Genomic DNA, 23,476 nt, shown 5'->3' on the forward strand with positions numbered 1-23,476 from the left:
CCTCCTTGGGTTAACGGGTCAGGCCGTGGCCACTGAGCGGCTGGGACGGATAGTCACTGCCGTGCACCGTTTTGTGGCAGGTGGTGCACTTGGTGCCGAAGGATGTCTGGAAACCTTCCTGCCCATGCACATTGACGATGTTGGCCGTAGCCGACGGCAAAGTCGCGTCGTTCGGATTGGCATCGTAGTTGGACTGCCGCAGGATGTGGAAGTGACCTTCGTGGCACTGCAGGCAGAGGAAGGGCTCGTTCTGCACCAGCAGGTTATTGGCGACCGAACCATGGGGATCGTGGCAGATGGTGCAGTCGTCCTCGACCGGGGCATGCCCGAAGACGAAGGGCCCCTGGTAGCGGCTGTGGCAGTTGAGGCAGAGGTCGTTCTTGCGCTCGTCGGTGAGCAACTCGCCGTGGGCGTTGTGGCAGCTGGAGCAGTTCATCTTCCCTTCTTTGATCGGATGGTGCGAGGGGAAGTTGCTCTGGGCCATCTGCTCCTGGTGGCAGCTGTAGCAGAGGGCCGGGTCTTCCTGCTTCAAGTTCGCTTTGAGCGGTTTTTCATGGCCGTGCATGGTGTGGCAGTCGCTGCAGCTCAGGTCGACCAGGGCATGTTCGCTGTGGGTCCAGTCCATGAGTTTGCCGCTGGTGTGGCAGAGGGCGCAGATTGCCGCCGACTCCTCGGCGGTGAGGGTTGCCGGGTTGAGGATCTTGTCCGTGTCCCCCTCCCCGTCGACGTGCAGGCTGCCGGGGCCGTGGCAGGATTCGCAGCCTTTTTGGCCGCCCATGTACTCGAAATCGGCCAGGCGTCCGTGAATGTTGTGGGCCATGGAAGCGCCTTTGTCTTCATGACACTCGACGCAGGTCTCTTCCCCGACGTAAGTGGCGCCTTCGATGGTCGGCAGAGTCAGCAGCTTCTCGCGGATGGCACCGGTGGCACAGGCCCCCAGCAACAGCAACACGGGAAGCAGCCGCAGCAGCCATCGGGCATGGTGTCGCGACGTGTTGGACATGAGTTCTCCTTTCACTCCTCTTTTTGGCTTGGCATCTCGCACCAATTTGGTTAATCGCCTCTTTTCTCTTTTTTCTCCCAGGGGTTCTCCTCCTCCTTTCCGTTATTCATTTCGCATTTTTTAACGGAAACACCATACTCAGCGGGGTTTTATCGGTAAAGCGAATGTTTCTTATGCCCCCTATTAGCGCGACTTCTATCTTTTATTCATATATCCTTATTTATCTATGGATAGGGCACGGCTTTTGCTTTATAATTCGGTCCGCATCGATATAGATGGAAAATGAGAAAGGTGGGGGAGAGGATGGAAACACGCTACTTTCAGACCTTGGTCAAGGTCTGTGAAACGGGAAGTTTTTCCAAGGCCGCGGAGTCGTTGCATATTACCCAGTCGGCGGTCTCCCAGCGCATCAAGTTTCTCGAAGAAAACTACGGGCATCAGCTCTTCGACCGCAGCGGGACGCAGCTGGAGCCCACCGGCGCCGGCCTGCTGGTGCTGGAAAAGGCCAGGGAGATTCTCGCCAAAGAACGGGAACTGGTCGATCGTCTGAGCTCCTTCAAGGGAGAAAAGCGCCTTTCTATCTGCTGCACGCCGACCTTCGGCATGGCCTATCTGCCGCGCATTCTCAGCGATTTCGTGCTGCGCAACGCCGACGTTCATGACCTCAAGTTCATTTTCAAGCAGCCGGCTGAGGCGATAGTCGGGGTACAAAACAAGGAATACGACCTGGCGGTGATCGAGTATTGCGACGGGATTCCGCCGGAATCCTTTGTCGTTTATCCCCTCCCTGATGACGAGCTGGTCTTTATCAGTGCCCCTTCCATGGACCTTCCCGAAACGCCCATGGAAATCGAACGTCTGCTCGAATTTCCCATCTATGCCCGCCGCGACGGCTGCAGTTCGCGCAACCTGCTGCGGCAGAATCTCGCCAATCTGGGGCATGACATCAATGATTTCAAACGGGTGGTGATTTCCGATGATCTGCGGCTGTGCATCGGTTCGGCCCTCGATGGTTGTGGCATCTCCTTCGTTTCGCGCAGCCTGGTGCGGGGTTATCTCCTCGACCACCGACTGCGCGCTCACTACGTCAAAGACTTCACCCATGTCCGTTCCCGCGCGGCCTTCCATCTCGCCGCACGCAGCGAGGACCCGTTGATCAGCAACTTTATCGCCAGCCTTCAGTCCCTTTTCAGTGACCGGGGGCGTCGGCACACGGACGGGTTGGCCCTTCCCTGACCTCGTTTTTCATACAGAAACAGCGACGCCGCGCACCGAATATCTCGGGCGCGGCGTCGCTGTTTTTTATGGGGGGATGATTGAGGAGGCTCAGCCATCCGTCTCGGCCAAAAAGGCGCGGATGACGGCGTAGGCTTCTTCGGCGGCGGCCTCGGCTTGCGGCAGGAGAGCAGCGATTTTGTCCAACTCCTGTTCGTTGGCGGCGGTTTCGAGCTGCTCGGCTCGATCCCGCAGACGCGGTGCACCGGCGTTGGCGGCGAGGCCGTTCAGGGAATGGGCGCGGCGCCCCAGGGTTTCGACATCCTCCCGGAGCAGCGCCTCGCGCAGATGGTCCAGGCACTTCGGGACATCGTCGAGGAACCAGTGCAGCACTGAGCAGGCCAGTTCGCGGTCGTCCATCAGGCGATCGAGGAGATCGGCCGGGTTGAAAATCTCTGTCGGGGGCGCGGCATTTTCCCGGGACGTTTGGGCGGTCTCGGTCTCCGGTTTCGGCGGCAGCCAACGGCGCAGCACCTGGGCCAGAGTCTGGCCGGAGACCGGTTTGGTCAGGTAGTCGTTCATTCCGGCGGCCAGGCAACGCTCCCGGTCACCGCTCATGGCGTGGGCGGTCATGGCGATGATCGGCACGACTGGATTGCGTACCTTGGATTGGGGTTCGCGGATCGCCCGTGTCGCCGCCAGGCCGTCCATCCCCGGCATCTGAATGTCCATCAGCACCAGGTCATAGTCTTGCCGTTCGAGGGCCGCCAGGGCCGCGCGACCGTTATCGACGGCGTCGGCGGCGAGCCCCAGGTTGCGCAGCAGGCCCAGGGCGACGCGCTGGTTGGTGGGGTTGTCCTCGGCGAGGAGAATTTTCGCCTGCCCCTGCCACGGCGTAAATGAATCCGCCGTCGGACGTTCGCCCTCGGCAAGCTCTGCCGCCGATTGCGCCGGTTCCGCCAGCCGGGCGGTAAACCAGAATTCCGAGCCCTTGCCGGGAGAACTGACCACGCCGATGGAGCCCTGCATCAGTTCGACCAGCTCCCGACAGATGGCCAACCCCAGGCCGCTGCCGGGATGGCGGCGGACGTTGCTTCCGTCAATCTGCATGAATTTGTCGAAGAGGCGCGGCAGTTGTTCCGAGGGGATGCCGATGCCGGTATCGCGCACGGAAAACCGCAGCAGGATGCCGCCGGCGGTGGTGGCATCCGGGGTCACGCCAAGGCTGATTTCCCCCTGATCGGTGAACTTGACGGCGTTGTCGAGCAGGTTGGTGAGCACCTGCCGTAGCCGGTCGCGATCGCCGCGCAGCCGCTCGGGGATTTCCGCCGTTCCCTGGACGCTGAATTTGAGCCCTTTGCGCTGGGCGCGGGCGGAGATCGCCGCCGAAACCTCAAAAATCAGCTGACGAAAATCGAAGTCCTCGCTGCGCAGGGAGAGCTTGCCCGCTTCGACGCGGGCGAGGTCGAGAATGTCGTTGAGCAGGGCAAGCAGAGCGTCGCCGCTGGCGCGAATCGTTTCCGTGTAGTGTCGCTGCTCTTCGGTCTGCGGCGTGGCCAAAAGCAGTTCGGCCATGCCGACGACGCCGTTCATGGGGGTGCGGATTTCGTGGCTCATATTGGCCAGAAACTGGCTCTTGGCGGCATTGGCTTCTTCGGCCCGCCGGGTCTGGTCAGCGAGCTTACGGTTGAGGGTGCGCAGGGCTTCTTCGGCCCGCTTGCGGTCGGTGATGTCGATGGAGGTGGCGAGCACCCGATCCTGACCGCCGATCTTGATTGGGCTGAGCTGGACCAGTTCCCAGAAAAGTTCGCCGTTGACCCGCCGGTTGAGCCATTCGAAGCTCTGTTCTCCTTCGTCCCGCACCTTGCGCAGCCAGACCAGGGCATCGGCGAAGGAGTAGGGGGGATCCAGCCAGAAATCGAAGGATTGCAGCTCTTCCAGATGGTTGAGCCCATACATGGCGATCGCCGCCGGGTTGGCATCGACGATGGCGCCCGTTTCCGGATCGTGAAGGATGAGGGAGACCATCGGGTCGTTGAAGAGGCTTTTGAACTGCTCTTCGCTGGCGCGCAGTGCCGCTTCCATCGCCTTGCGTCCACAGATATCGGTGATGAAACCGTGCCAGAGTGTGCTGTCGTCGGGTAGTTTTTCTGGAGACGCAACCCCTTCGCGCCAGCCGATGGTGCCGTCAGGCCACAGCACCCGATGCTCATTGCGCCAAACCTCCAGGGTGGCGGCAGAGCGTTGGATACTCTTTTTCACCTCGTCGAGATCTTCGGGGTGAATCACGGAAAAAATCGGCTCGGCGCTTTCCCGCAAAGGTTCTGGACTCAGGGCATAGATTTCCTGAATTCGCTCACTGGCGTAGGGCAGGGTGAAGCGGCCGTCGGGGTAGAGCCGGGATTGAAAAATCATCCCCGGCACCTGGGCCGAGAGCTTGCGCAGCAGGGCATCGCCGGCTTCGGCGCGGGCTTTTTCCACCTGCAACCGGCGATTTTTGTGCATCACCAGCAAGGTCAGCTGCAAGACCAGGGCGCTCATGAAGATGGCGACCGTCGCCGGCAGCCGGTATTTTTGCCAGACATCCCCGGCGGTGAACTGGGGGGGGACGTCGAAGGGGGGCTCGCGGAGGGTTTCCAGAAGTTCCCGGATCGGCGTGTAGTTCAGGGGGATGGAAAAGCCGTGGATACCGATGGCCTGCGCCACATCCCCTTTCAAAGGGAGCTGCAGCAGGGCGGCGGTCATGGCGTTGGCCGCCTGTTCGCCCACATGGGGCATGGCCAGCAGCGGCCATTCAGGGTAGAGGCGGGTGGAGAGAGCCAAGGGGAAGTGGGGGAGGTTCTGGTCGTTGATGATGCGCAACTCCCCGGGGCGGATCTGCCCTTCCCGAATGAGCATTTCGACAACTCCGGTCCGCATCATGGCCGCATCCGCCTCGCCGCGCAGCAAGGCCTCGATGGCTCGATCGTGGGGCATGCCGGTCTCCAGGATCTTGGCATCCCGGTTGAGGTCGATCCCCTGGCGCAGACATTCGAAGTTCTGCATCATGAAAGCGCCGAGGGATTTGCTGCTCGGCGTGGCGACCCGGCGGCCGACGAGATCGCGGAGCGAGTGGATGTCGCGGTTTTTGGTCAGGGTGACGATAGCGCCGCCGAAGGCGCGAATCGGTTTGCCGTCCTCGGTGTTGATGAGTGTGACCAGCGGCGAAGAGATGGCGTGGCTGTGGGAGAGCTGGATATAGTGGGTGGGAGGGGTCAGGACGAAGTCGACTTTGTGGCGGTCGATGGCCTCGACCATCTCTTCCAGGGGGAGAGCCACAAGGTGCACCCGAAAGCCGCGCAGGTTGCGGTTGAGATAATCCACCAGAGGGGCCCACTGTTCTTCGACATAGGGCTTTTCCCGGTAGGCGGTAATCGCCAGGGAGAGGGTTTCCACCTCCCTTTCGGCCTCGGTGGCCGGCAGGGGCGCGGCTGCGAAGATCAGCAACAGCAGAGCCCCGAGACAGGAGAGGAAAGTGCGGCTCATAACCCGGACTCCCGGGGGAGATAGGCGGCGCTGAGCAGGTTGTCCAGGCGCGGCGGCCGGTGCAACAGTCCAGTGTCGGTCATCCAGCGGGCCAGACGCTCGGCTGCCGGGATCAGCGAGGTGCTCCCCGGGGTGAGGTAGCGCCGGTTGATGACGGCATCGGGCAGTTCGAGGTAGCGGTAGGCAGCGATAATCGCATCCGGGTCGATGCGGAGAAAGTTGGTCAGGCGGTAAGAGGCGTCGATGGGGTTGTCGCGCAGCAGGCGCCGACCTTGAAAGTAGCCACGCAGCAACAGTTTCAGGTGTCGTTCATGGCGGGAGAGGCTGTCGGCGCGGACCACCAGCACATCGAAGATGGTGTCGGGCATTTGCCGGCTGTCAAAGAGGCGGTGGGCGCCGCCGCTGTTGAGAATCCGGCTGACGATCGGCTCGTAGGTCACCAGGGCGTCGAGCGCGCCGGAGCGCCAGGCGGCTTCGTGGCCATCGGCTCCGATTGATACCAGCGTTACCTGATCCGGGGCGAGTCCCGCCGCCTTGAGCACGGTATCGACGATGAGCATGCCGACGGCGTTCGTTTCCGCGCCGAGCCGCCGCCCGGCCAGATCCCTTAGGGTGTGGATATTCCCCCGCGCCAGCAGGACATCGGCCCCCAGGGACTGGTTGAAGATCAGGACGATCCGCAGATCCAGCCCTTCGTCCCGCAGCCGCAGGGCTTCATCGAGAGTCAAACCGGCGCCATGGACGGCCTTGCCGCGCAGCAGCTCCATGGAATCGCCGGCGGAGAGGCTTTCCATCAGATGGACGTCGTTTTTCGGCAGATAGTCCAGATCCCGCGCCAGAAAGAGGGGGGCGTAGCCGAGCCAGCCGTGGGCGGCGATGCGCAGGGGCTCGATGCCAAAGGCGCTGCAGCCGGGCAACCAGGCAAGGCCGGGCAGAGCCGCAAGCAGGGCCAGGCAGCGGCGGCGGGAGAGACCGTGGGCGCACGAATTAAAGTTCTTCGAAATCGCCATCTTCCTCCCCCGACTCCTCTGCTTCCTCGGCGAAATCCTCATCCATGAAACGTTCGAGAAAACGCTGATTGTCCCTGATGCGCGCCGCCACCTCCCGTTCGATTTCGGCCAGTTCGGGGAAGCGGTCGGCCAATGGGGTCGGTTCCGCCCCTTCGTTGGTGGGGGATGTCCTGTCGTTGCCGGATTCCGGTATTTGTTCTTCGTTCATGGATTAAATGTTAGCTTTTTCGGAGGATGAAAATCAATCCCGCAGGGTCGATTCAGGGGTTTTCTCCCGCCGTTTCGTCAGTGCCCGCCGATAGAGCTCGAGATAACGCTCGGCCGAGCGCTCCCAGGAAAAATCCTGGCGCATGCCGGCGCGGACCATGTTGTTCCAGTCCTCGGGGCGGGCATACAGGCCCAAGGCGCGGTCGAGAGCATGGAGCAGGGCCTCGGCCGTGGGCGCGTCGAAGAGGTAGCCGTTGGCGCGGGTCCAGTCCTGTTCCGGATCGACGATGGTGTCGGCTAGGCCGCCGGTGCGGCGGGCGATGGGGATGACCCCGTAACGCAGGGCGATGAGCTGGCCGAGGCCACAGGGCTCGTAGCGACTCGGCATCAAAAAGAGATCGCTCCCCGCGTAGATCCGCCGCGACAGGTCGTCGTCGAAGGAGAGGTTGATGGAGACCCGCCCCGGATGGCGGTGGCGCAGGCGCTCGAAGCGCTCCATGTGCTCCTTCTCGCCGGTGCCGAGGAGCACGAACTGCAGCGGGCGGCGCAGCATTTCCTCCCAGGCCGCTTCGACGATATCCAGCCCTTTCTGCGTTGCCAGCCGGGTAATCATGGCGACGATCGGCGTCTTCGGGCTTTCGCTCAGCCCCAGTTCCCGTTGCAGCGCCGCCTTGCAAACGGCTTTTCCGTCGAGGAGGTCGGCGTCGTAGGGCTGGGGCAGGGCCGGATCGGTGGCCGGATTCCACTGCCCGGGATCGAGGCCGTTGACGATACCGAAAAGGTCGTCCTTGCGCGCCCGCAGGATGCCGTCGAAGCCGATCCCCATCTCCGAGGTCTGGATTTCCCGGCAGTAGGTTTCCGAAACGGTGGTCAGCAGATCGCTCTGGGTCAGTCCGGCTTTGAGGAAGGAGAGCATGCCGTGATATTCGAGGCCGTCGACCCCGAAGAGCTGGTGGTCGAGGTCGAGGGTTTCCAGATGCTGGCCGGCGAAGAGCCCCTGGTAGCCGAGGTTGTGGATGGTCAGAACCGTGGCGGCGCCGGCATAGAAGGGGTCGTCGTCATGCTCAGTGCGCAGCAGCGCCGGGATCAGGCCGGTCTGCCAGTCGTTGAGATGGAGGATGTCGGGCTTGAAGCCGAGGCGCGGCAGCAGCGCCAGGACTGCCCGGTCGAAGAAGCCGAAGCGCTGGGCGTTGTCCCAGAAATCCCCCTCGGCGCCGCCGTAGAGGCCGTCGCGGTCGAAGAGGGCGGCCTGCGCGACAAAGTAGACCGGCACTCCGTCGAGATCTCCCTGATGGAGCGTGACCTGAAGCGGGGTGCCGTCGAGGGGGACGATGGCGCTCGCCAGATCCATCGCGACGGCATCGCCGCGTTGGGCGATGGTGCGATAATAGGGCATGACGATGCGGACGTCGTGCCCGAGGGCGCGCAGTGCCCAGGGGAGGGACCCGGCCACGTCGGCCAGCCCGCCGCTCTTGGCGAAGGGCGTGACCTCCGACGCAATCATCAGAACTTTCAGCTTCTTGCCCGGTTTGCGCGCCGGGGCGGGGGCCGTCTGAGGCGCGCTGAGGCGCAGCAGTTCGGCCAGCTGGAAGCCCGCCTCCCGCGCCGACTGGCGGGCGGCGGCGTGTTGCTCGAAGCGCCGGGTCAGCCAGTTCAACAGCTCGGGCCGATCCTCTTTCAGGGTCTGGACGGCGCTGCAGGCGGCGGCGACGAGCAGGCCGTCGAGCAGGCTGTCCCAGCGTTCCTGGTTGAACCACTCGATCCCTTCATGCCAGTGGATCCGCAGGTATTCCCGCACCGCCGGGTCGCCGAGCAGTTCCCGGAAGGATTGGCGCTGTCGGCCCGGGAGCCAGAAACCCTGATGGCGCACGAGCACCGTCACCAGTTGTCGGGTGGCGCGGGCCTCGGCGTCGGCCAACGTCTCCTGCAGGGCGTCGCCGAGGAGATATTCCTCGATCCAGGCGGCACCGCGGCGACTCGCCTCGTTGCCGGGAGCGAGCCCACCGATCTGCCGCAGCAGCAAAAAGGGGAGAATAACACGATTCGGCAGCCCTTCCGTGAGGATCCGTCGCAGTCCGGCCAAGGCCAGATTTTCACCGGGGCGCTTGCTGGTCAAGCGGCTGAGCAGGCGCAGATCGTCGAGTTGGCGGCGAATGGCCGCGAGCACCGCCTCGGCCGGGGGAAGAGGCTGGGCGAAATGGGCCAGGGTTTCCACGAAGCCCGTCATGCGCGCCAGGAATTCCCGGTAGTCGGGATGTTTCTCGAGTTCCGCCGGTTCCCGGGCGAGGATCGCCGCCAGGGGTTGGCGCAGGGCGACTTCGAGCAGGGCGCGGAAGGCGTCGCCGACGGGGCGGAAGCGGATCTTGCGCAGCTCCCGGTCGAGATCGGCGACCGGGGCGTGGCCGATGCGCCGGTAGAGTTCGCCCCAGGCGCCGTCTTCATCGTAAAGGGCGACGAAGTCGAGGCAAACCCGGTACTGGTAGGGGCCGAGGCTGAAAAAGAGGCCGTTTGCCGCCAGCTCATCCCCGGTGCGCAGGTATTCGAGGCCGGCGCGATGCTCGCGGAAACGGCAGTACCAACGTTCTCCCGCACGGATACCGAGCGCCGCGGCCAAGGAATTGGCGCGGGGCACATCGCTGTCCGGCCGTTGCCGGGGCAGACCCTGGTGCAGCCAGCCTTCACAGTCACCGTAATGGTTGTGGTAGAGCACCAGCGCCCGCTCGTCGCCGACGCCGTTGCTGTAGGCAAAGACGTTGTCGTTGACCTGACCTTCCTGGAAAAAGTCGAAGAGTTCAAAGTTTTCGGCGCCGCTGAAGAGATGGCGGCGGCGCAGCAGGGGGAAGATCTGCGCCTCGTGGTGACGGACGAAGGCCTCGTCCACGACCTCGTCGTAGTAGGCGCGGCGGTACTCCATGCCGTACTTCTCTTCAAAACCCTCGATCTGGCCGTGGCCGAACATGGGCAAACCCGGGAGGGTGGCGAGCATTACCGCCACGCCGAAATATTTATCCGCCTTGCCGAACTGGGCGACGGCGGTGTCTTCGTCCGGGTTGTTCATGAAGTTGACGAAGCGCTGCAGAATGCCCGGCTCGAATTCGAGGATGTTGCTCAGCACCTGGCGGTATTTGCCGTTATCCTCGCGCTTGAGCATATTCATGAAGGCGCTGTTGTAGACCCGGTGCATCCCCAGGGTGCGGACAAAGTAGCCCTCCATCAGCCAGAAGGCCTCGGCGATGAGCAGGGTGTCGGGCACCTCGGCGGCGACCCGGTCGACCACCTCGCGCCAGAACTCCACCGGGAAGGCTGCGTCGAAGGCCTCCCTGGCCAGCCAGTGCTCGGCCCGGGACGGTACTCCCTGGCCGCCGCCGGGTTGCGGAAACCAGAGGCGCTGGAAGTGCTTCTTAGCCAGGGTCATGGCGGCGTCGAAGCGGATCACCCGGAAACGCCGGGCGATGCCGAGGATGGTGCGGATCATCGCTTCGCGCACTTCGGGGATCAGGTAGTTGAGCTGGGCGGTGTCGTTCCATGGCATGTGGGTACCGTCGTTGCCGTGATAGATGTAGCGCACCCGGCCCGTGCGGTGATCCTGATGGCGGAAGACGACCGCCGCGTCGCTGTGATCGTAGTAGCCGTCCTCGATCTGCACGGTGACGTCGGGGTCGTCGTAGAGATCGGGGCCGTGGTACTGGTAGGCCGGGTAGGGGGGATGGTCGAGCTGGATGAACCAGTCGGGCTTCTCCCGCATCCACTTGGAGTCGAGCCCGGTATGGTTGGGAACGATGTCGCTGGCGAGGCGGATGCCCCGGCGCAGGCAGCGTTCTTCCAGACGGGCGAGAGCCTCGTCGCCGCCGAGATCGTCGGCGATGGCGTAATCGAAGAGCGAGTAGGCCGAGGCCTCGGCCTCGGGATTGCCGCAGATGCGCTTGATCTTCCGCGAGGCGGGGGAGCGTTGCCAGAGGCCGATCAGCCAGAGGGCGTTGAAGCCCCAGCGGGCGAGGCGGTCGAGTTCTTCCTCGGGGATGTCGTCGAGGCGGTGAATCGGCCGGTCGTAGCGTTTACCCAGTTGGTCGAGCCAGACGTAGATGGTCTTGGCGATCAGCACCACATTGGGCATCCAGTCGGTGTCGGGGGAGAACGCTTCCACTTCGTGCTCCGCCGCCCAGCCGAAAGTCGGTACCGGCAGCGGGGCGCCCGTGCCGACGAAGCCCCGCTGCATCTCTTCCTCGTGAATGATGGCGAAGGCCACTTCCAACTCGTTCAGCATCTCTTCGGGGATGATACCCGCCCATTGCTGGCGGATGAAGCCGAGCTGTCCGGCCAGGGAGTCGGGCGCGGCCTTGAGGGGGGCGAGGAGCAGGTCGAGCAGTGTGCCGCCGAAGACGCCCGGGACGGCGATTTTTCCCAGTTCGCTGTCGAGTTCCGCCAGGACTTGCCGATAGGCAGCCCGCCGCGCCAGTTCGTCGTCGGCGAAGAGGGGGCGGTAGGTCCGGGCTGCCAGGTTGCCGTTTTGCACCGCCAGGATGAAGAGTTCGATCAGGCTTTCGAGACGGCGTCCATCCCCCTGGGGACCGTTCAGGTAGCGTTTCGGGTCGGCACCGAGCCAGACCGCCGCCGGCGGGAAGAGCTCGATCAGGTGCCCCAGGGTCTTCGGCAGGCTGGGCAGTCGTTTGGGAACACCTCCCAGCTCGATGTGGGTGCTGGTGATGCGGCAACCGCGCAGCTCCAGATAGCGCCCGGCGACATGGCGCAGGGCGCGGTTGAGCAGCGCCAGCAGGTTGAGTTCCCCGGCGCGGGGCGGACGCTCCGGCGCCGCGTGGCGGCGCAGGGCTTCGGCCAGCTGACGAATCTGGAAGAGCCGGCGCTCGGCATCGGCGAGCACGCTCTTCGGATTCAGTTCCAGGCGCTGCCAGGCCTCGGCGGCGACTTGCAGGGACAGGGGGAAATAAGGGGGGTGGGGCTTGCCTGGGGTCATGGTCGATCCTTTGATCCTCGGCGCGAAGCGATCTTCGGCTCGCGCCGGGGTGATGAAGGCGTTCTGAACGGACGACGATCAAGGGCTCCGGGCAGGGTGCCGGCGGTTGCAGGCGAACCTAACGGGAAACCGAAAGGTCGGCTTCCCGCAGGAAACGGGCGACGGCTTCCGGCGGCGCCGGATTCATGTAGAAGCCCGTCCCCCGTTCAAAGCCGGCGGGACGGATCAGGTGCGGTACCAGTTCGATGTGCCAATGATAGTCGTAAGGGAGTGAACTCCAGTAGTCGGGTTTGCCGAGTCGCGGGTGCATGGGGGGCGCGTTGTGCAGCACGAAGTTGTAAGCGGGGTCGCGCAGCACGGCACGCAGCCGCATCAGGGTGTCTTTCAGGGTTTCCGCCAGCAGCGCCAGGGCGCCGTCGTCGAGCAGGCCGAAGTCATGACCATGGCGGCGCGGAACGATACGCAGTTCAAAGGGGTGGCAGGAGGCGAAGGGGGCGAAGACCACAAAATCGCCGTCGTCGCGCACCACCCCCCGGCCGTCCGCCACTTCCTGGTCGGTCAGGTCGCAGATCAGGCAGCGTTCCTTGCGCTCGTAGTATTCGCGACAGACGGAGAGCTTGGTGGCGACCACCGTCGGCGTGATAGGCACAGCGATGAGTTGGGAATGGGAATGGGGAACGTTGGCCCCCGCTTCGAGACCGTGGTTCTTGAAAATCAGCAGATAGCGGAAACGCCCGTCCCGGCGCAGATCGAGCATCCGTGCGCGATAGGCGCGCAGGACATCGGTGATCTCCGCTACGGACAGGTCGGCGAGGTGGCGGTCGTGGTCGGGGGTTTCGATGATCACCTCATGGGCACCGATGCCGTTGATGGTGTCGTAATGCCCCACCCCCTTCTTGTCGAGCTGCCCCTCGATACGCAGGATCGGGTATTTGTTGGGGATGACCCGCACCTTCCAACCCGGGCCGTTCGCTGCTCCACCACCGGGGCGCACGGCGAAGAGTTCACTGGGGGTCTTGGCTTCGTTACCGGCGCAGAAGGGACAGGCGGCCAAGTGTACGGTCTCCCGCTCGAGGATGAAATCCCGGGGGCGGCGACCCCGCTCGTTGGCGATAACGACCCAGCTCATTTTCAGGGGATCCCAGCGTAATTCCGACAAGGGGCGATCCTTTCAATACAGGTTCTTCCCTCGCCCAGCGGGAGAGGGTGCCCGCAGCGCGGGCGGGAGGGGCGTTAAATCAACCAGTCGTCCAGCTCCAGGCTCTCCCCCCGGTAAGGGAGACGGAGCGGGCCTTCGGCGGGCCAGCGAGAGGTCTCGTTTTCACCCTTGAAGAGATGGATGGAGAGGATCAGCGGCGTTTCCGCTTCCAGGGCCAGGGGCGCCAGGGGGATACCGAGTTCGATGATGCGGCCGCAGGCCGCGACCCCCTCGGCGAGGACGGCGCCATTCCCGTCGCTCAGCCGCAGATGACCACCGGGGACGAGTCGGGCGATGCGTTCGGCCTCGGCGCCGAAGCGGATTTCCAGGCGCCCGTCGGAACCGAGCAGTCCGCAGAGATCTTCTTCCGGGTCGAGGCGCAGATAGAGACGCTCGCGGTCGTAGCCATAGTGCAGTACGGAAAATTCCCGATGATGGGCGGTGTGCATGGCGCCTGTCGCCGCCAGGTCGGCTGCGCCTGCGGCCAGCCATTCGAAATAGTCGCTGACGCGGCCGTCGATCAGGGGGGTGAAGAGAGCGGTCGGTTCCGTCGCCGCCTTGGCTGCCCGGCCAGGTTTGATCGGCTGAAAGAGTTGGGTGGGTGCGGGCAGCCCCGCCTCCCGGTAGAGGGCTTCGAGATGGCGGCGGAAGAGGAGGTCGAAGATGTCGGCCTGATCGGTGGAATGGTCGTCGCCGTACCACCAGAACCAGTCACTCCCCTCGGCGCGGAGCAGATGCTTGAGAATTTCCGGCAAGGGTTGGCCGTCGCTGCCGTCGGGCACCTCCAGGCCGGTGGCGTCCAGCACGTCGCGCCGCGCTCGCTCCAGCCAGTCCCAGGCGATGTTTTCTTCGGGATGGCCGATCCAGATGCAGAAATCCGAATTGATCCACGAGCCGGCCGCCAGTTTCGGCAGCGGCTCCGGCCGCATTTCCGCCAGCGCCTCCCCGACTGTAACCATGCGCAGACTCGGCTCGGCCAACAGCCCCTGGTAGAGGGCAATGAGAAAGGGATGGCCGTTGTCCTGGTAGCGCTCCCAGCAGTTTTCCCCGTCGAGGATCAGCGGAATCAACCCGTCTGGGGCTTGCCCGGCGACCCGCTTGAGCTGCTCGATAAGGTCGGCGGCGGCCCGCTCCGGACTCCAGTGGGCGTAGACGAAGCCGATGCGGTCGGAGAGTTCGCGGTCGCGGAAGATCAGGGGGAGCCCGGCGTAGCTGTAAGGGCGGTAGAGGCGGCGCCGGTCGGAAAGGCCGCCGGGGAGGCTGCGCGCCAGGATGCCTTCGTCGGAGGCGGCCCAGGCCGCCCCTTCCTCGGCGAGGATGCGGACTGTTTCCTCGCTCACCGAGCCTTCCGAAGGCCACATGCCCCGTGCTTTTTTCCCGAGTTTTTCGCTGACAAAGTCAAGCCCGAGGCGCACCTGCAACCGGGCGTCCTCGGGATGTTTGAAGGCCGCGGTCGGCAGCTGGATGCCGGCCGTCGCCTCGCGGGCGGTGGCGGTACCGCAGAGCAGGGGCAGAATCGGGTGGGCGTAGGGGGTGACGGAAATTTCGATGTCGCCGGTCGCCTCCATCGTCCGGTAGAGGTCGCTCACTTCGCCGATCACCTCGTCGTAAAGGGCCAGCAGCTGAGCTTTTTCCTCCTCGGTGAAGTGCTCGCCCTTGACCAGCAGGTCTTTGACCAGGGCGGATTCCTGACGCAGATGATGGCCGGACCAGGCGAGCAGGAACCACACCTGCAAATCGCGCAGATCCTGTTCCGAAAAGGCCTGGATGTCGGGGTCGGGCGTGGTCCCCCGGCGCCGCGCCAGCTCCCGGTAGCGGCGGAAGGGCTGGATGTGGCGATCGGTGTGGACCGAAAAAAACTGGCGCAGAATCAGGGACCGTTCCTCGCCGCTCAACTGACCGGCGGGCTTGGCGGCCGTCTCGATCCACAGATCCCGGGCGCTGCCGTCGACATAGCGCGCCAGCTGTTCGAGCATGGTCGGCACCAGGTTGAAGGTCATGCGCGCCCCCGGAACCTCGGCGGCGGTCTTGAGCATTTCGCCGTAATCTTTCACCGCGTGCAGATAGGTCCAAGGCAAGAGGGTCTTGCCTGTGATCGGATCCCGGTAGTCCGGCTGATGCATGTGCCAGAGGATGGCGACTCGCAAAGGTTTCATAAGATCAGGCGCGGACCGGTGTCGACCGGTCCGCGCATCCTCTTTGTCGGGGGTGGGGGAGCCTGCCCGGAGGCAGGCATGCCTGATCCCCTACTGGAGTTCCTGTTTCCATCTTTCGACTTTCAATCGGTAGCTTTCCACCAGCCGGCGGGCGGTAGAAAGTTCCGCCGACTCGGCGATGATGTGGGTGACCGGCCGGTACTGGTCGGGAAGGACCAGTGCCCAGTCCTGGTTCATCTGGATACGCACCCCGTCGATGAAGGAGGCTTCCTGGTCGACGGAATCCTCGCTCATCTTGCGCATGATCCCCCCCTTGAACTCCTGGGAGCAGGAGACTTCCACATGCTCGTAGAAGCGTCGCGGCAGCATCTGCCGGGTCTGGCCCAGGGTCAGGCCGGTGCGCACCAGCAGCTCCAGGATCTTGGCGACGGTGTGGAGGGCGTCGAAATTGTACTGGAATGAGGGGAAGGCGAAGCGCCCGTCCATCGAGGCGGCGAAACGCACCTGCCGCTCCTTGGCCGATTCGATGATGGAGCGGGGGTCAGTCTTGGTCCGCTTCACCTGCATGCCGGCCTCGGCCGCCAGCTGTTCGATGGCCGAGGGCGCCGAAACCGGCACCACCAGACTCCCTTCCCGTTCGGCCTTGCAGACCAGCGCCGCCAGGGTGGTCAACGCTTCGATGTTGGAGAAGGCCTGGCCGCACTCATCGACCAGCAGCAGCCGTTCCCCCGACGGTCCCATCCAGAAGCCGGCCTTGGCCCCGAGGGTGACGACGATGCGCGAGAGCTGGTCCATGGATTTGGCGTCCTGCTCGGGGCCCTTGCCGGTGCAGTTCTCGGTGACCTGGGAGTTGAGCTCGATGACCTCGCAGCCCAGTTCGTTGAGGAGCGCCGGCAGCACCTCGCCGGCCGACGAATGGTTGAGGTCGACCACGACCTTCGGTGCCGCCTTGGCGATAGCCTTGCGGTCGAGGGCATGGAGGAAGCCTTCGTGGTAATAGTCGTAGATGCGGGGGATCTCCGAGATGCCGCCGGGGTCGGTGTAGTGCACCCGACGGAAGTTTTCCTTGAAGAAGATCCGCTCGATGTTCTTGGCCGTGGCCGAGGAAATTTCAATCCCTTCGGCATCGTAGAAGAGAATGTCGGTGGCCATGGGATCGTCCGGCGACTGGCGGAAGTGGATGCCCCCCGATTCGCCGAAGGTGGTGAGCTTGTAGCGCAGCACCGGCAGAGAGATCATCTTGGTGTCGCGGACGTTGATCCCCGCCGAGAGCAGCCCGCCGGCGAAAGAACGCTTGAGCATGCGCGACGAGCGGATCGAATCGCGGCCGGAGAGGACGAAGGAATCCTTGGGCAGGATCGAGCCGTAGGCGGCGCCGAGTTTAGCGGCAAATTCGGGGGTCAGCTCGACGTTGGTCAGCCCGCGCACGGTCGCACCCTCGAAGATGCTCTTGCGCCATTTCTCGCCCCAGATCAGGTTGGTGGTGACTGTCGCCCCCCCTTCAATGACCTTGCGCGGCCAGATCTTCACATCCTTCTTGATCAGGGCCTCGTCGCCGATAGTCGTCTCCTCGGCGACCACCGCGCCTTCCTCAATGACGACTTTCTGACCGACGCGCACGTTGTCGCAGAGGACCGCGCCGTGGATGGTGCTGTTCTTCTTGACGTAGATGTTGTCCCAGAGGATGGCGTTGCGCAGCTCGACGCCGTCCTCGATGATGCAGTTGCGGCCGACCACGCAGTTGCTCAGCCGGGCCTTGCCCACCACCTGGGTGTTGGCGCCGAGGACGACCATCCCCTTCAGGGAGGTGTTCTCGTCATCGACGTAGCTCGCTTCTTCGCCGAGAAAGAGCCGGACATCCTGCCGGGCCGGGGTCACCGGTTTTTCCATGAGATTGATCTCGACCCGCCCCTCGGCGATGTCCTCGCAGGATTCCAGATAGGAGTCGGTGTTGCCGATGTCGGCCCAGTAGCCCTCGAGATGGCAGCCGTAGAGGGCATCGTCGTTGTCGAGCATCTGCGGGAAGACGTCCTTGGACCAGTCGCGGTTCTCCCCTTCGGGAATCATGTCGAGAACTTCCGGCTCAAGCACGTAGATGCCGGTGTTGATGGTGTCGGAAAAGACCTCGCCCCAGCCCGGTTTCTCCAGAAATTTGGTGATTTTCCCTTCCTTGTTGGTGATGACCACGCCGAACTGCAGGGGGTCTTTCACCGAGGTCAGGGTCAACGTCGCTTTCGCCTTGTGCTCCTCATGAAAGGCGATGGCCTGCGACAGGTCGAAGTCGGTGAGGAGGTCGCCGCTGATGATCATAAAGCGCTCGTCGAGATGTTTCGCCGCCATCTTCACCGCGCCGGCGGTGCCGAAGTCTTCCAGCGGCGTGACATAGGTGATGCGCACGCCGAATTCGCTACCGTCGCCGAAGAAGTTCTTGATGACCATCGGCTGGTGGTAAAGGAGCAGGACCAGCTCATCGATACCGTGCTTCTTCAGCAGTTCGATGATGTGCAGCATGATCGGCCGGTTGTAGAGGGGAATCATCGGTTTGGGCAGGTCGATGGTCAGGGGATGAATGCGGGTGCCGAAGCCTCCCGCCATGATGACAGCTTTCATGAATATTGGCCTCCCGCCGTTCTAGGAATGTTTTTTCTTCAGGACTCGGTCGATTTCTCGCTTCAATTCGGACAGATCGGAGCTCTTCACCACATAGCCGTCGGCCAGCCAGGAGGAGAAGTCTTCCTTGTAGCAGGAAAAGGCGGTGCAGAGGATGACCGGCAGGTCGGTGCGCTCCTTGACGATCTTCTGCAAGAGCTGGAGACCGCTTTCCCCCTTCATCTGGATGTCGAGCACGACCAGGTCGAAGTGCTGGTGATTGAGTTTCTCCGCCGCCTCGGCGCCGCTGCCGGCACTTTCCACCTCGTAGCCTTCGTCCTCGAGCTCGGCGGCGTAGAGGTGGCGGATATCCCGTTCATCGTCAACGATCAGCAAGCGGGCCATGGTCGTCCTCCCTGGCGATAGTGAGTTTGATGGTGATGGTGGTGCCGCGGCCGAGTTCGCTGGCGATGTCGAGCAGGGCCGCGTGTTCATCGAGAATCCGGGTACAGAGCGACAGCCCCAGGCCGCTCCCTGAATCTTTGGTGGAGAAGAAGGGGGCTGTCACGGTGCGGATCGTTTCCTCGCTCATGCCGGGGCCGTTGTCGGTCAGTTCGATGTGGATGCGCTCGTCGTGCAGCGAGCTGCGGGCGACGATCTCGCCGCCGCTGGGCATCGCCTCGATGGCGTTGGTGACCAGAGCGCGCAGGCAGTAGGAGATCTTCTTGAAGTCGAGCTTGGCCTTGGGCAGATTCGGTTCAAGATCGAAGCGGCAGGCGATGCGGTTCATTTCCAGGTCGTCGCGCATGCCGGCGAAGACCCCGGCGATCAGCTGGTTGATGTCCCACCAGTCGAAGGTTGGATGCAGCGACTCCGAGTAGCTCAGCACTTCCTGCAGCACCTCTTCGAGGCGGCGGGATTCGCGGATGATCGATTCGATGTGGCCGCGTTTGGCGTCTTCCGGCGGCGTGTGCTTGAGCAGGCTGCGGGCGAACCCGCCGATAATCGTCAGGGGGTTGCGGATGGTGTGGGAGATGTTCGAGGCGATCTTGCCGACCAGGGCCATCTTCTCCATGCGCACGATCAGTTCCTGCTGCTCGCGCAGGCGGTTGTTGGCCTCGGTGATCTTCCCCAATTCCTCCTGCAGGCGCTCGTAGAGGGAAGCGCGCTCGATGGCGAAGGCGACGGGCAGGGCGAAGGTCTCCAGGGATTGTACGTCCTCGGGCGTGATCGGCCGGCCGTTGATGATGTTGTCGGCGAGAAGCAGGCCGATGCGGCGGTTCTTGCTGATCAGCGGCACCAGCAGCAGTTCGCCGACGCCGAGGGTTTCCGTCTGGCGGCGCTCGATCCCCGGCTCTTCCCAGAGATTGACAATGTGCCGGGTCCGCTGTTCGTTGAGGGTGGCGATGAAGAGATGCTCGGCACAGTTCATGGGAACCGAAAGGATTTCGAGCAGGTCGCGGAATTTTTCCTTTTCCGCCACCATCTTCTGTTCCCGCAGAATCTGTCCCATGTCCTGCAGGGAATAGTCGTGGCTTTCGATTTCGTGCCAGATACGCCCGGCCTCTTCACGGTTGCGGGGACCGACGGCGATATGTCCCTTGAGGTGCTGGCGATCCTTGTCGACCAGCAGCAGAATCGCCCGATTCAGGCCAAACCCCTTGCCGGCGGTAATGGCGGTCAGCGCCAGGGAGAGGACTTCATCCATGGCGACCGAAGTCTGCAAGATCTGGCTGACTTCATGCAGAAAACGGATTTCCCGGGTGCGGGCCTCGGTCTGCTGGGTCAGCCCCTGCATCTCGGCGCGCAGGGCCAGGATTTCTTCGATGGCGTAGAAAAAGAAGGCGGGCAAGCCGTCCGGGTCGCCATTCAGGCGTCGCAACTCTTCGAGAAATAATGGGCACTCGAGGCAGCGCACCAGGAACCGTTTTTTACGATTGAAGAGCAGTTCTTCGTCGCCGGGCCGCAGGAAACGGCACTCGTCGGGAGATATGGTTTCTTTGTTCCAGCAGCAGCCTGAAGGCACGTGATCTCCTGGCGATTTGGCAAAGGGACATGACAAGAAAAATATAACGAATTATATCAATAATAGTGCCTAATGCAATGAAAGATTAAATCTCATTGGGGATTTCCAGGCCCGTTTCCGGGGAATGCCCTTGCCCGGGAACGGCACCAATGGCATAGTGCCCGACATGAGCATTAAACGCTATCGGGTTTTTTCCGAATACCTCAAAGAAGAGTACGGCGGACGGGTGCACAAGATCTCCGTCGACGCCGGTTTCTCCTGCCCCAACCGCGCCTCGAACCGGGCCGGTGCCGGCTGCCTTTTCTGCGATCCCGGCGGCTCCGGGGCGGTCGGCATCGACCGTGCCCTGAGCGTGGCTGAACAACTTGAGCAGGGCAAGGAAGTGATGGTCCGCAAATACAAGGCAAAACGCTTCATCGCCTACTTCCAGCCTTTTTCCAACACCTTCGCCCCTGTGCCGCGCCTGCGTGCTCTCTATGACGAGGCCCTGGCCGTTTCCGGCATCGTCGGCCTGGCGGTCGGCACCCGCCCCGACTGCCTGCCCGACGACGTCCTCGACCTGCTCACCGAATACCACCGGCGCACCGATTTCTGGTTGGAGATCGGCGTGCAGAGCCGCCACGACGCCACTCTCGATTATCTTCGCCGCGGGCACGATTATACCGCTTTTCTCAAGGCTTACGCAGGCGCCAAGGCACGTGGGCTGAAGGTTTGCGCCCACGTCATTCTCGGTCTGCCCGGGGAAGATCGCGCGGCGATGCTCGCCACCGCCGACGAGATGGCGCGGCTGCGCGTCGACGGCATCAAGATCCACCTGCTGCATGTGCTCAAAGGAACGCCCCTGGGCGGGCTCTACGAGGAAGGGATGATCCCGGTGCTGGACCAGGAAGAGTACGTCGGATTGGCCGTCGACTTCCTCGAACGACTGCACCCGGAAACCTTCATCCACCGCCTCACCGGCGACGGCCCCCGCGATCTGCTGCTGGCGCCTTTGTGGTCGCTGAAGAAATGGGAAGTGCTCAATGCCATCGACGCCGAGCTGGAGCGGCGCGATACGCGGCAGGGCGCAAAATCACGGTGGCCGACGTAGGGCGATTCAGGGATCGTCCCTTGTCGCCGGGAGCGGATATGGTAAAGGGCGCAGCATGCTGCGCCCCTACGGCGTTAAATATCTGTAATAGTTGTTTGGATAGACGATTCCCTACGCCTCGGGGTGATCCGGGCCGGGGACGCGAACGGGGCGAGACTCAGGGCTTGACGCTGTCCTGAAAGGCGACCGGGTTCTGCGAAGGGGATGGTGTACCGGCGCCGCCCCAGGAAATGAGGAGGAGCGAGGCCCAGACGATGCTGATGAGGATGACGACGGTCTTGAACATGGCGCGAACATTACACCAGGCCTTGGCCTGAATCAAGAGGAGATCGCTCCCTTATTCTCATCTTGCCCATTTTTTTCTTTTCATGGTAGTTTGCCGCTCCGCAACCATCAGCCCCTGTTCACCAATCACCAATCACTGCCCTTATGAATCTATCTATGCTCAATCCCCAGCAGCAGGCGGCGGTCCGCCATGACCAGGGGCCTTTGCTCCTTCTGGCCGGGGCCGGCTCGGGCAAGACCCGGGTCATCACCAGCCGTATCGCCTATCTGGTCGGTGAGCGGGGCGTTCCCCCGGACCGGATTCTGGCCGTCACCTTCACCAATAAGGCCGCTCGCGAGATGCAGGAGCGGGTGACGGAAGAGGTCGGCCGCAAACGGGCCAAGGGGATGGTCGTCGCCACCTTCCATGCCCTTTGCGTGCGCATGCTCAAAGAGGATATCGAACGCCTCGGCTACAAGAAGAACTTTTCCATCTACGCCACCGCCGATCAGGCTCGACTGGTGCGCGACCTGATGCAGCAGCTGCAGGTCGACGGCAAGAAGTTCGATGCCGAACGCCTGTTGTGGATCATCTCCGACGCCAAGAACCGCCTGGTGCCGCCGGAGCGCTTCATCCCCCGCGACCGGGACGAATACTCCACCCTCGCCGCCGAACTCTATCCCCGTTATCAGAAGGCGCTCAAGGCCTTCAACGCCGTCGATTTCGACGACCTCATCATGCTTGTCGTGCGCCTGCTGCAAGAATTCCCCGAGGTGCGGGAGAAGTATCAGGAACGCTTCCGTTACCTGATGGTCGACGAATACCAGGACACCAACGCCGCCCAGTACCTGCTGCTCAAGCTCCTCGCCGGCAAGCATCGCAACCTCTGCGTGGTCGGCGACGACGATCAGTCGATCTACGGCTGGCGGGGCGCCGATCTTGGCAATATCCTTGATTTCGAGAAGGATTTTTCCGGCGCCGCGGTCATCCGCCTGGAGCAGAACTACCGCTCCACCGGCAACATCCTGGCCGCCGCCAACGCCGTCATCCGCAACAACAAAAAGCGCAAGGACAAGGCCCTGTGGACCTCGGGCGAGCCCGGGCGGCGCATCGAGTATCTGCGCTGCGAGGACGAGGAGGACGAGGCGCGGCTGGTGATGGAGCGCATCCACGCCGAGCGCTTCAAGCACAACCTCGCCTATCGCGACTTCGCCATTCTCTACCGCACCAACGTCCAGTCGCGGGCTTTCGAGGAGCAGCTGCGCTACGAGAATATTCCCTATGTGCTCATCGGCGGGCAGCAGTTCTTCGACCGCAAGGAGGTCAAGGACGCCATCGCCTATTTGCGCGTGCTCGTTAATCCCCGGGACGAGGTCAATTTGCTGCGGATTCTCAACTACCCCAAGCGCGGCATCGGCGAAACCAGCGCCGACCGCCTGATCCGCCACTCGGCCGAACTGAACCGGCCCCTCTGGGAGGTGTTGGCCGACGCCGCCGGGGTCAACGATCTCGGCGATAAGACGGTCGAGGCGGTGACCGGATTCGTCACCCTGCTCGAACGCTACCGCAAATCCTTCGCCCGTACCCGCGACCTGGCCCATACCGCCCGGGAGCTCTTCGCCGAGATCAAACTGGAGGATGAAATCTATCGGGGGACCGATGATCCGGTGAAGGCCCGCCGCCGCGCCGACAACGTCGAAGAGGTGGTGAACGCCATGGCCTCCTACCAAGAGCGGGAGGAAAAACCGACCCTGGCCGGGTTTCTCGACAAGGTGTCGCTCCTCGACCGGGACCAGCCCAACCGTGACGGCAAGGAGAAGAAACTGCAACAGGATGCTGTTGTCCTGATGAGCCTCCATTCGAGCAAGGGGCTGGAATTCCCCGTGGTTTTCATGGTCGGGATGGAAGAGGAATACCTGCCGCACAAGAAGTCGATCGAGGAAAGTTTCGATATCGAAGAGGAGCGCCGCCTCTGCTACGTCGGCATCACCCGCGCCCGCAATCATCTGCTGCTGCTGAACGCCGCCGCCCGCAAGAAATACGGCAAGCCCCAACCCCGGGTGCCGAGCCGCTTTCTCGAAGAGATTCCCGCCGAACTTCTCGACCGCAAGACCGGCGACACCCCCCCCATCACCGGCGAGCCCGAACAGGAAAAGATGGCGACGAACTTTTTTGCCAACATGAAGGCGATGCTGGAGGAATAAAAAAAGGGCGGTCTGC

14 protein-coding genes are annotated in these 23,476 nt (G+C 63.1%); 3 read left to right on the forward strand and 11 right to left on the reverse strand.

The genetic code is table 11. The features are described 5' to 3' along the window. Positions 1–10: 10 nt before the first annotated feature. Positions 11–1,003 (reverse strand): GSU2203 family decaheme c-type cytochrome, encoded by a 993-nt coding sequence (locus tag BQ4888_RS07790; RefSeq protein ID WP_092056049.1) that lies wholly within the window; start codon positions 1,001–1,003, stop codon positions 11–13. A 303-nt stretch (positions 1,004–1,306) separates the two neighbouring features. Here BQ4888_RS07790 and BQ4888_RS07795 point away from each other — a divergent pair, with 303 nt between their 5' ends. Then, a complete protein-coding gene (locus tag BQ4888_RS07795) occupies positions 1,307–2,239 on the forward strand; it encodes a LysR family transcriptional regulator (RefSeq protein WP_170232789.1) in 933 nt (310 codons plus the stop codon). A gap of 90 nt (positions 2,240–2,329) precedes the next feature. Here the strand turns inward: BQ4888_RS07795 and BQ4888_RS07800 are convergent, their stop codons facing one another. The 9 genes from BQ4888_RS07800 to BQ4888_RS07840 form a co-directional block, all read right to left on the reverse strand. After that, complete coding sequence (locus BQ4888_RS07800) at positions 2,330–5,743, reverse strand: PhnD/SsuA/transferrin family substrate-binding protein (RefSeq protein WP_092056057.1); 3,414 nt, start codon at positions 5,741–5,743, stop codon at positions 2,330–2,332. Beyond that, positions 5,740–6,753 carry an ABC transporter substrate-binding protein gene (locus BQ4888_RS07805; RefSeq protein WP_170232790.1) on the reverse strand — a complete coding sequence of 338 codons (1,014 nt, stop codon included), beginning with the start codon at positions 6,751–6,753 and terminating at the stop codon, positions 5,740–5,742. Before BQ4888_RS07805 ends, BQ4888_RS07800 begins: the two co-directional genes overlap by 4 nt. Beyond that, entirely contained in the window at positions 6,731–6,961 is a 231-nt protein-coding gene (locus BQ4888_RS07810) for a hypothetical protein (protein WP_092056062.1), read from the reverse strand. Before BQ4888_RS07810 ends, BQ4888_RS07805 begins: the two co-directional genes overlap by 23 nt. Positions 6,962–6,994: 33 nt before the next feature. Next, complete coding sequence (gene glgA, locus BQ4888_RS07815) at positions 6,995–11,932, reverse strand: glycogen synthase GlgA (protein WP_092056066.1); 4,938 nt, start codon at positions 11,930–11,932, stop codon at positions 6,995–6,997. A 118-nt stretch (positions 11,933–12,050) separates the two neighbouring features. Further along, entirely contained in the window at positions 12,051–13,091 is a 1,041-nt protein-coding gene (locus tag BQ4888_RS07820) for a galactose-1-phosphate uridylyltransferase (RefSeq protein WP_092056069.1), read from the reverse strand. Between the two features lie 74 nt (positions 13,092–13,165). Beyond that, entirely contained in the window at positions 13,166–15,286 is a 2,121-nt protein-coding gene (locus tag BQ4888_RS07825; protein WP_092056072.1) for a glycoside hydrolase family 57 protein, read from the reverse strand. Positions 15,287–15,376: 90 nt separating this feature from the next. Further along, entirely contained in the window at positions 15,377–17,896 is a 2,520-nt protein-coding gene (locus BQ4888_RS07830; RefSeq protein WP_092056076.1) for a mannose-1-phosphate guanyltransferase, read from the reverse strand. Positions 17,897–17,917: 21 nt separating this feature from the next. Beyond that, a complete protein-coding gene (locus tag BQ4888_RS07835; RefSeq protein WP_092056079.1) occupies positions 17,918–18,280 on the reverse strand; it encodes a response regulator in 363 nt (120 codons plus the stop codon). Continuing rightward, entirely contained in the window at positions 18,258–19,901 is a 1,644-nt protein-coding gene (locus tag BQ4888_RS07840) for a GAF domain-containing sensor histidine kinase (RefSeq protein ID WP_092056081.1), read from the reverse strand. Before BQ4888_RS07840 ends, BQ4888_RS07835 begins: the two co-directional genes overlap by 23 nt. A 166-nt stretch (positions 19,902–20,067) precedes the next feature. Here BQ4888_RS07840 and mnmL point away from each other — a divergent pair, with 166 nt between their 5' ends. Further along, the gene (mnmL, locus tag BQ4888_RS07845; RefSeq protein WP_092056394.1) at positions 20,068–20,991 is read left to right on the forward strand and encodes a tRNA modification radical SAM protein MnmL/YtqA; all 924 of its coding nucleotides are present in this window, start codon (positions 20,068–20,070) and stop codon (positions 20,989–20,991) included. A gap of 157 nt (positions 20,992–21,148) precedes the next feature. On the opposite strand, the gene BQ4888_RS17540 is transcribed toward mnmL, so the two are convergent. Beyond that, positions 21,149–21,313, reverse strand: a complete 165-nt coding sequence (locus BQ4888_RS17540) for a hypothetical protein (protein WP_170232791.1) — start codon at positions 21,311–21,313, stop codon at positions 21,149–21,151. Positions 21,314–21,432: 119 nt separating this feature from the next. Between BQ4888_RS17540 and BQ4888_RS07850 the strand changes: the two genes are divergently transcribed. After that, positions 21,433–23,460 carry an ATP-dependent helicase gene (locus BQ4888_RS07850; protein WP_240746309.1) on the forward strand — a complete coding sequence of 676 codons (2,028 nt, stop codon included), beginning with the start codon at positions 21,433–21,435 and terminating at the stop codon, positions 23,458–23,460. The last annotated feature ends 16 nt before the right edge of the window (positions 23,461–23,476 follow it).

The sequence above is a fragment of the Desulfuromonas acetexigens genome, assembly GCF_900111775.1.
In the GTDB taxonomy this organism is placed as follows: domain Bacteria; phylum Desulfobacterota; class Desulfuromonadia; order Desulfuromonadales; family Trichloromonadaceae; genus Trichloromonas; species Trichloromonas acetexigens.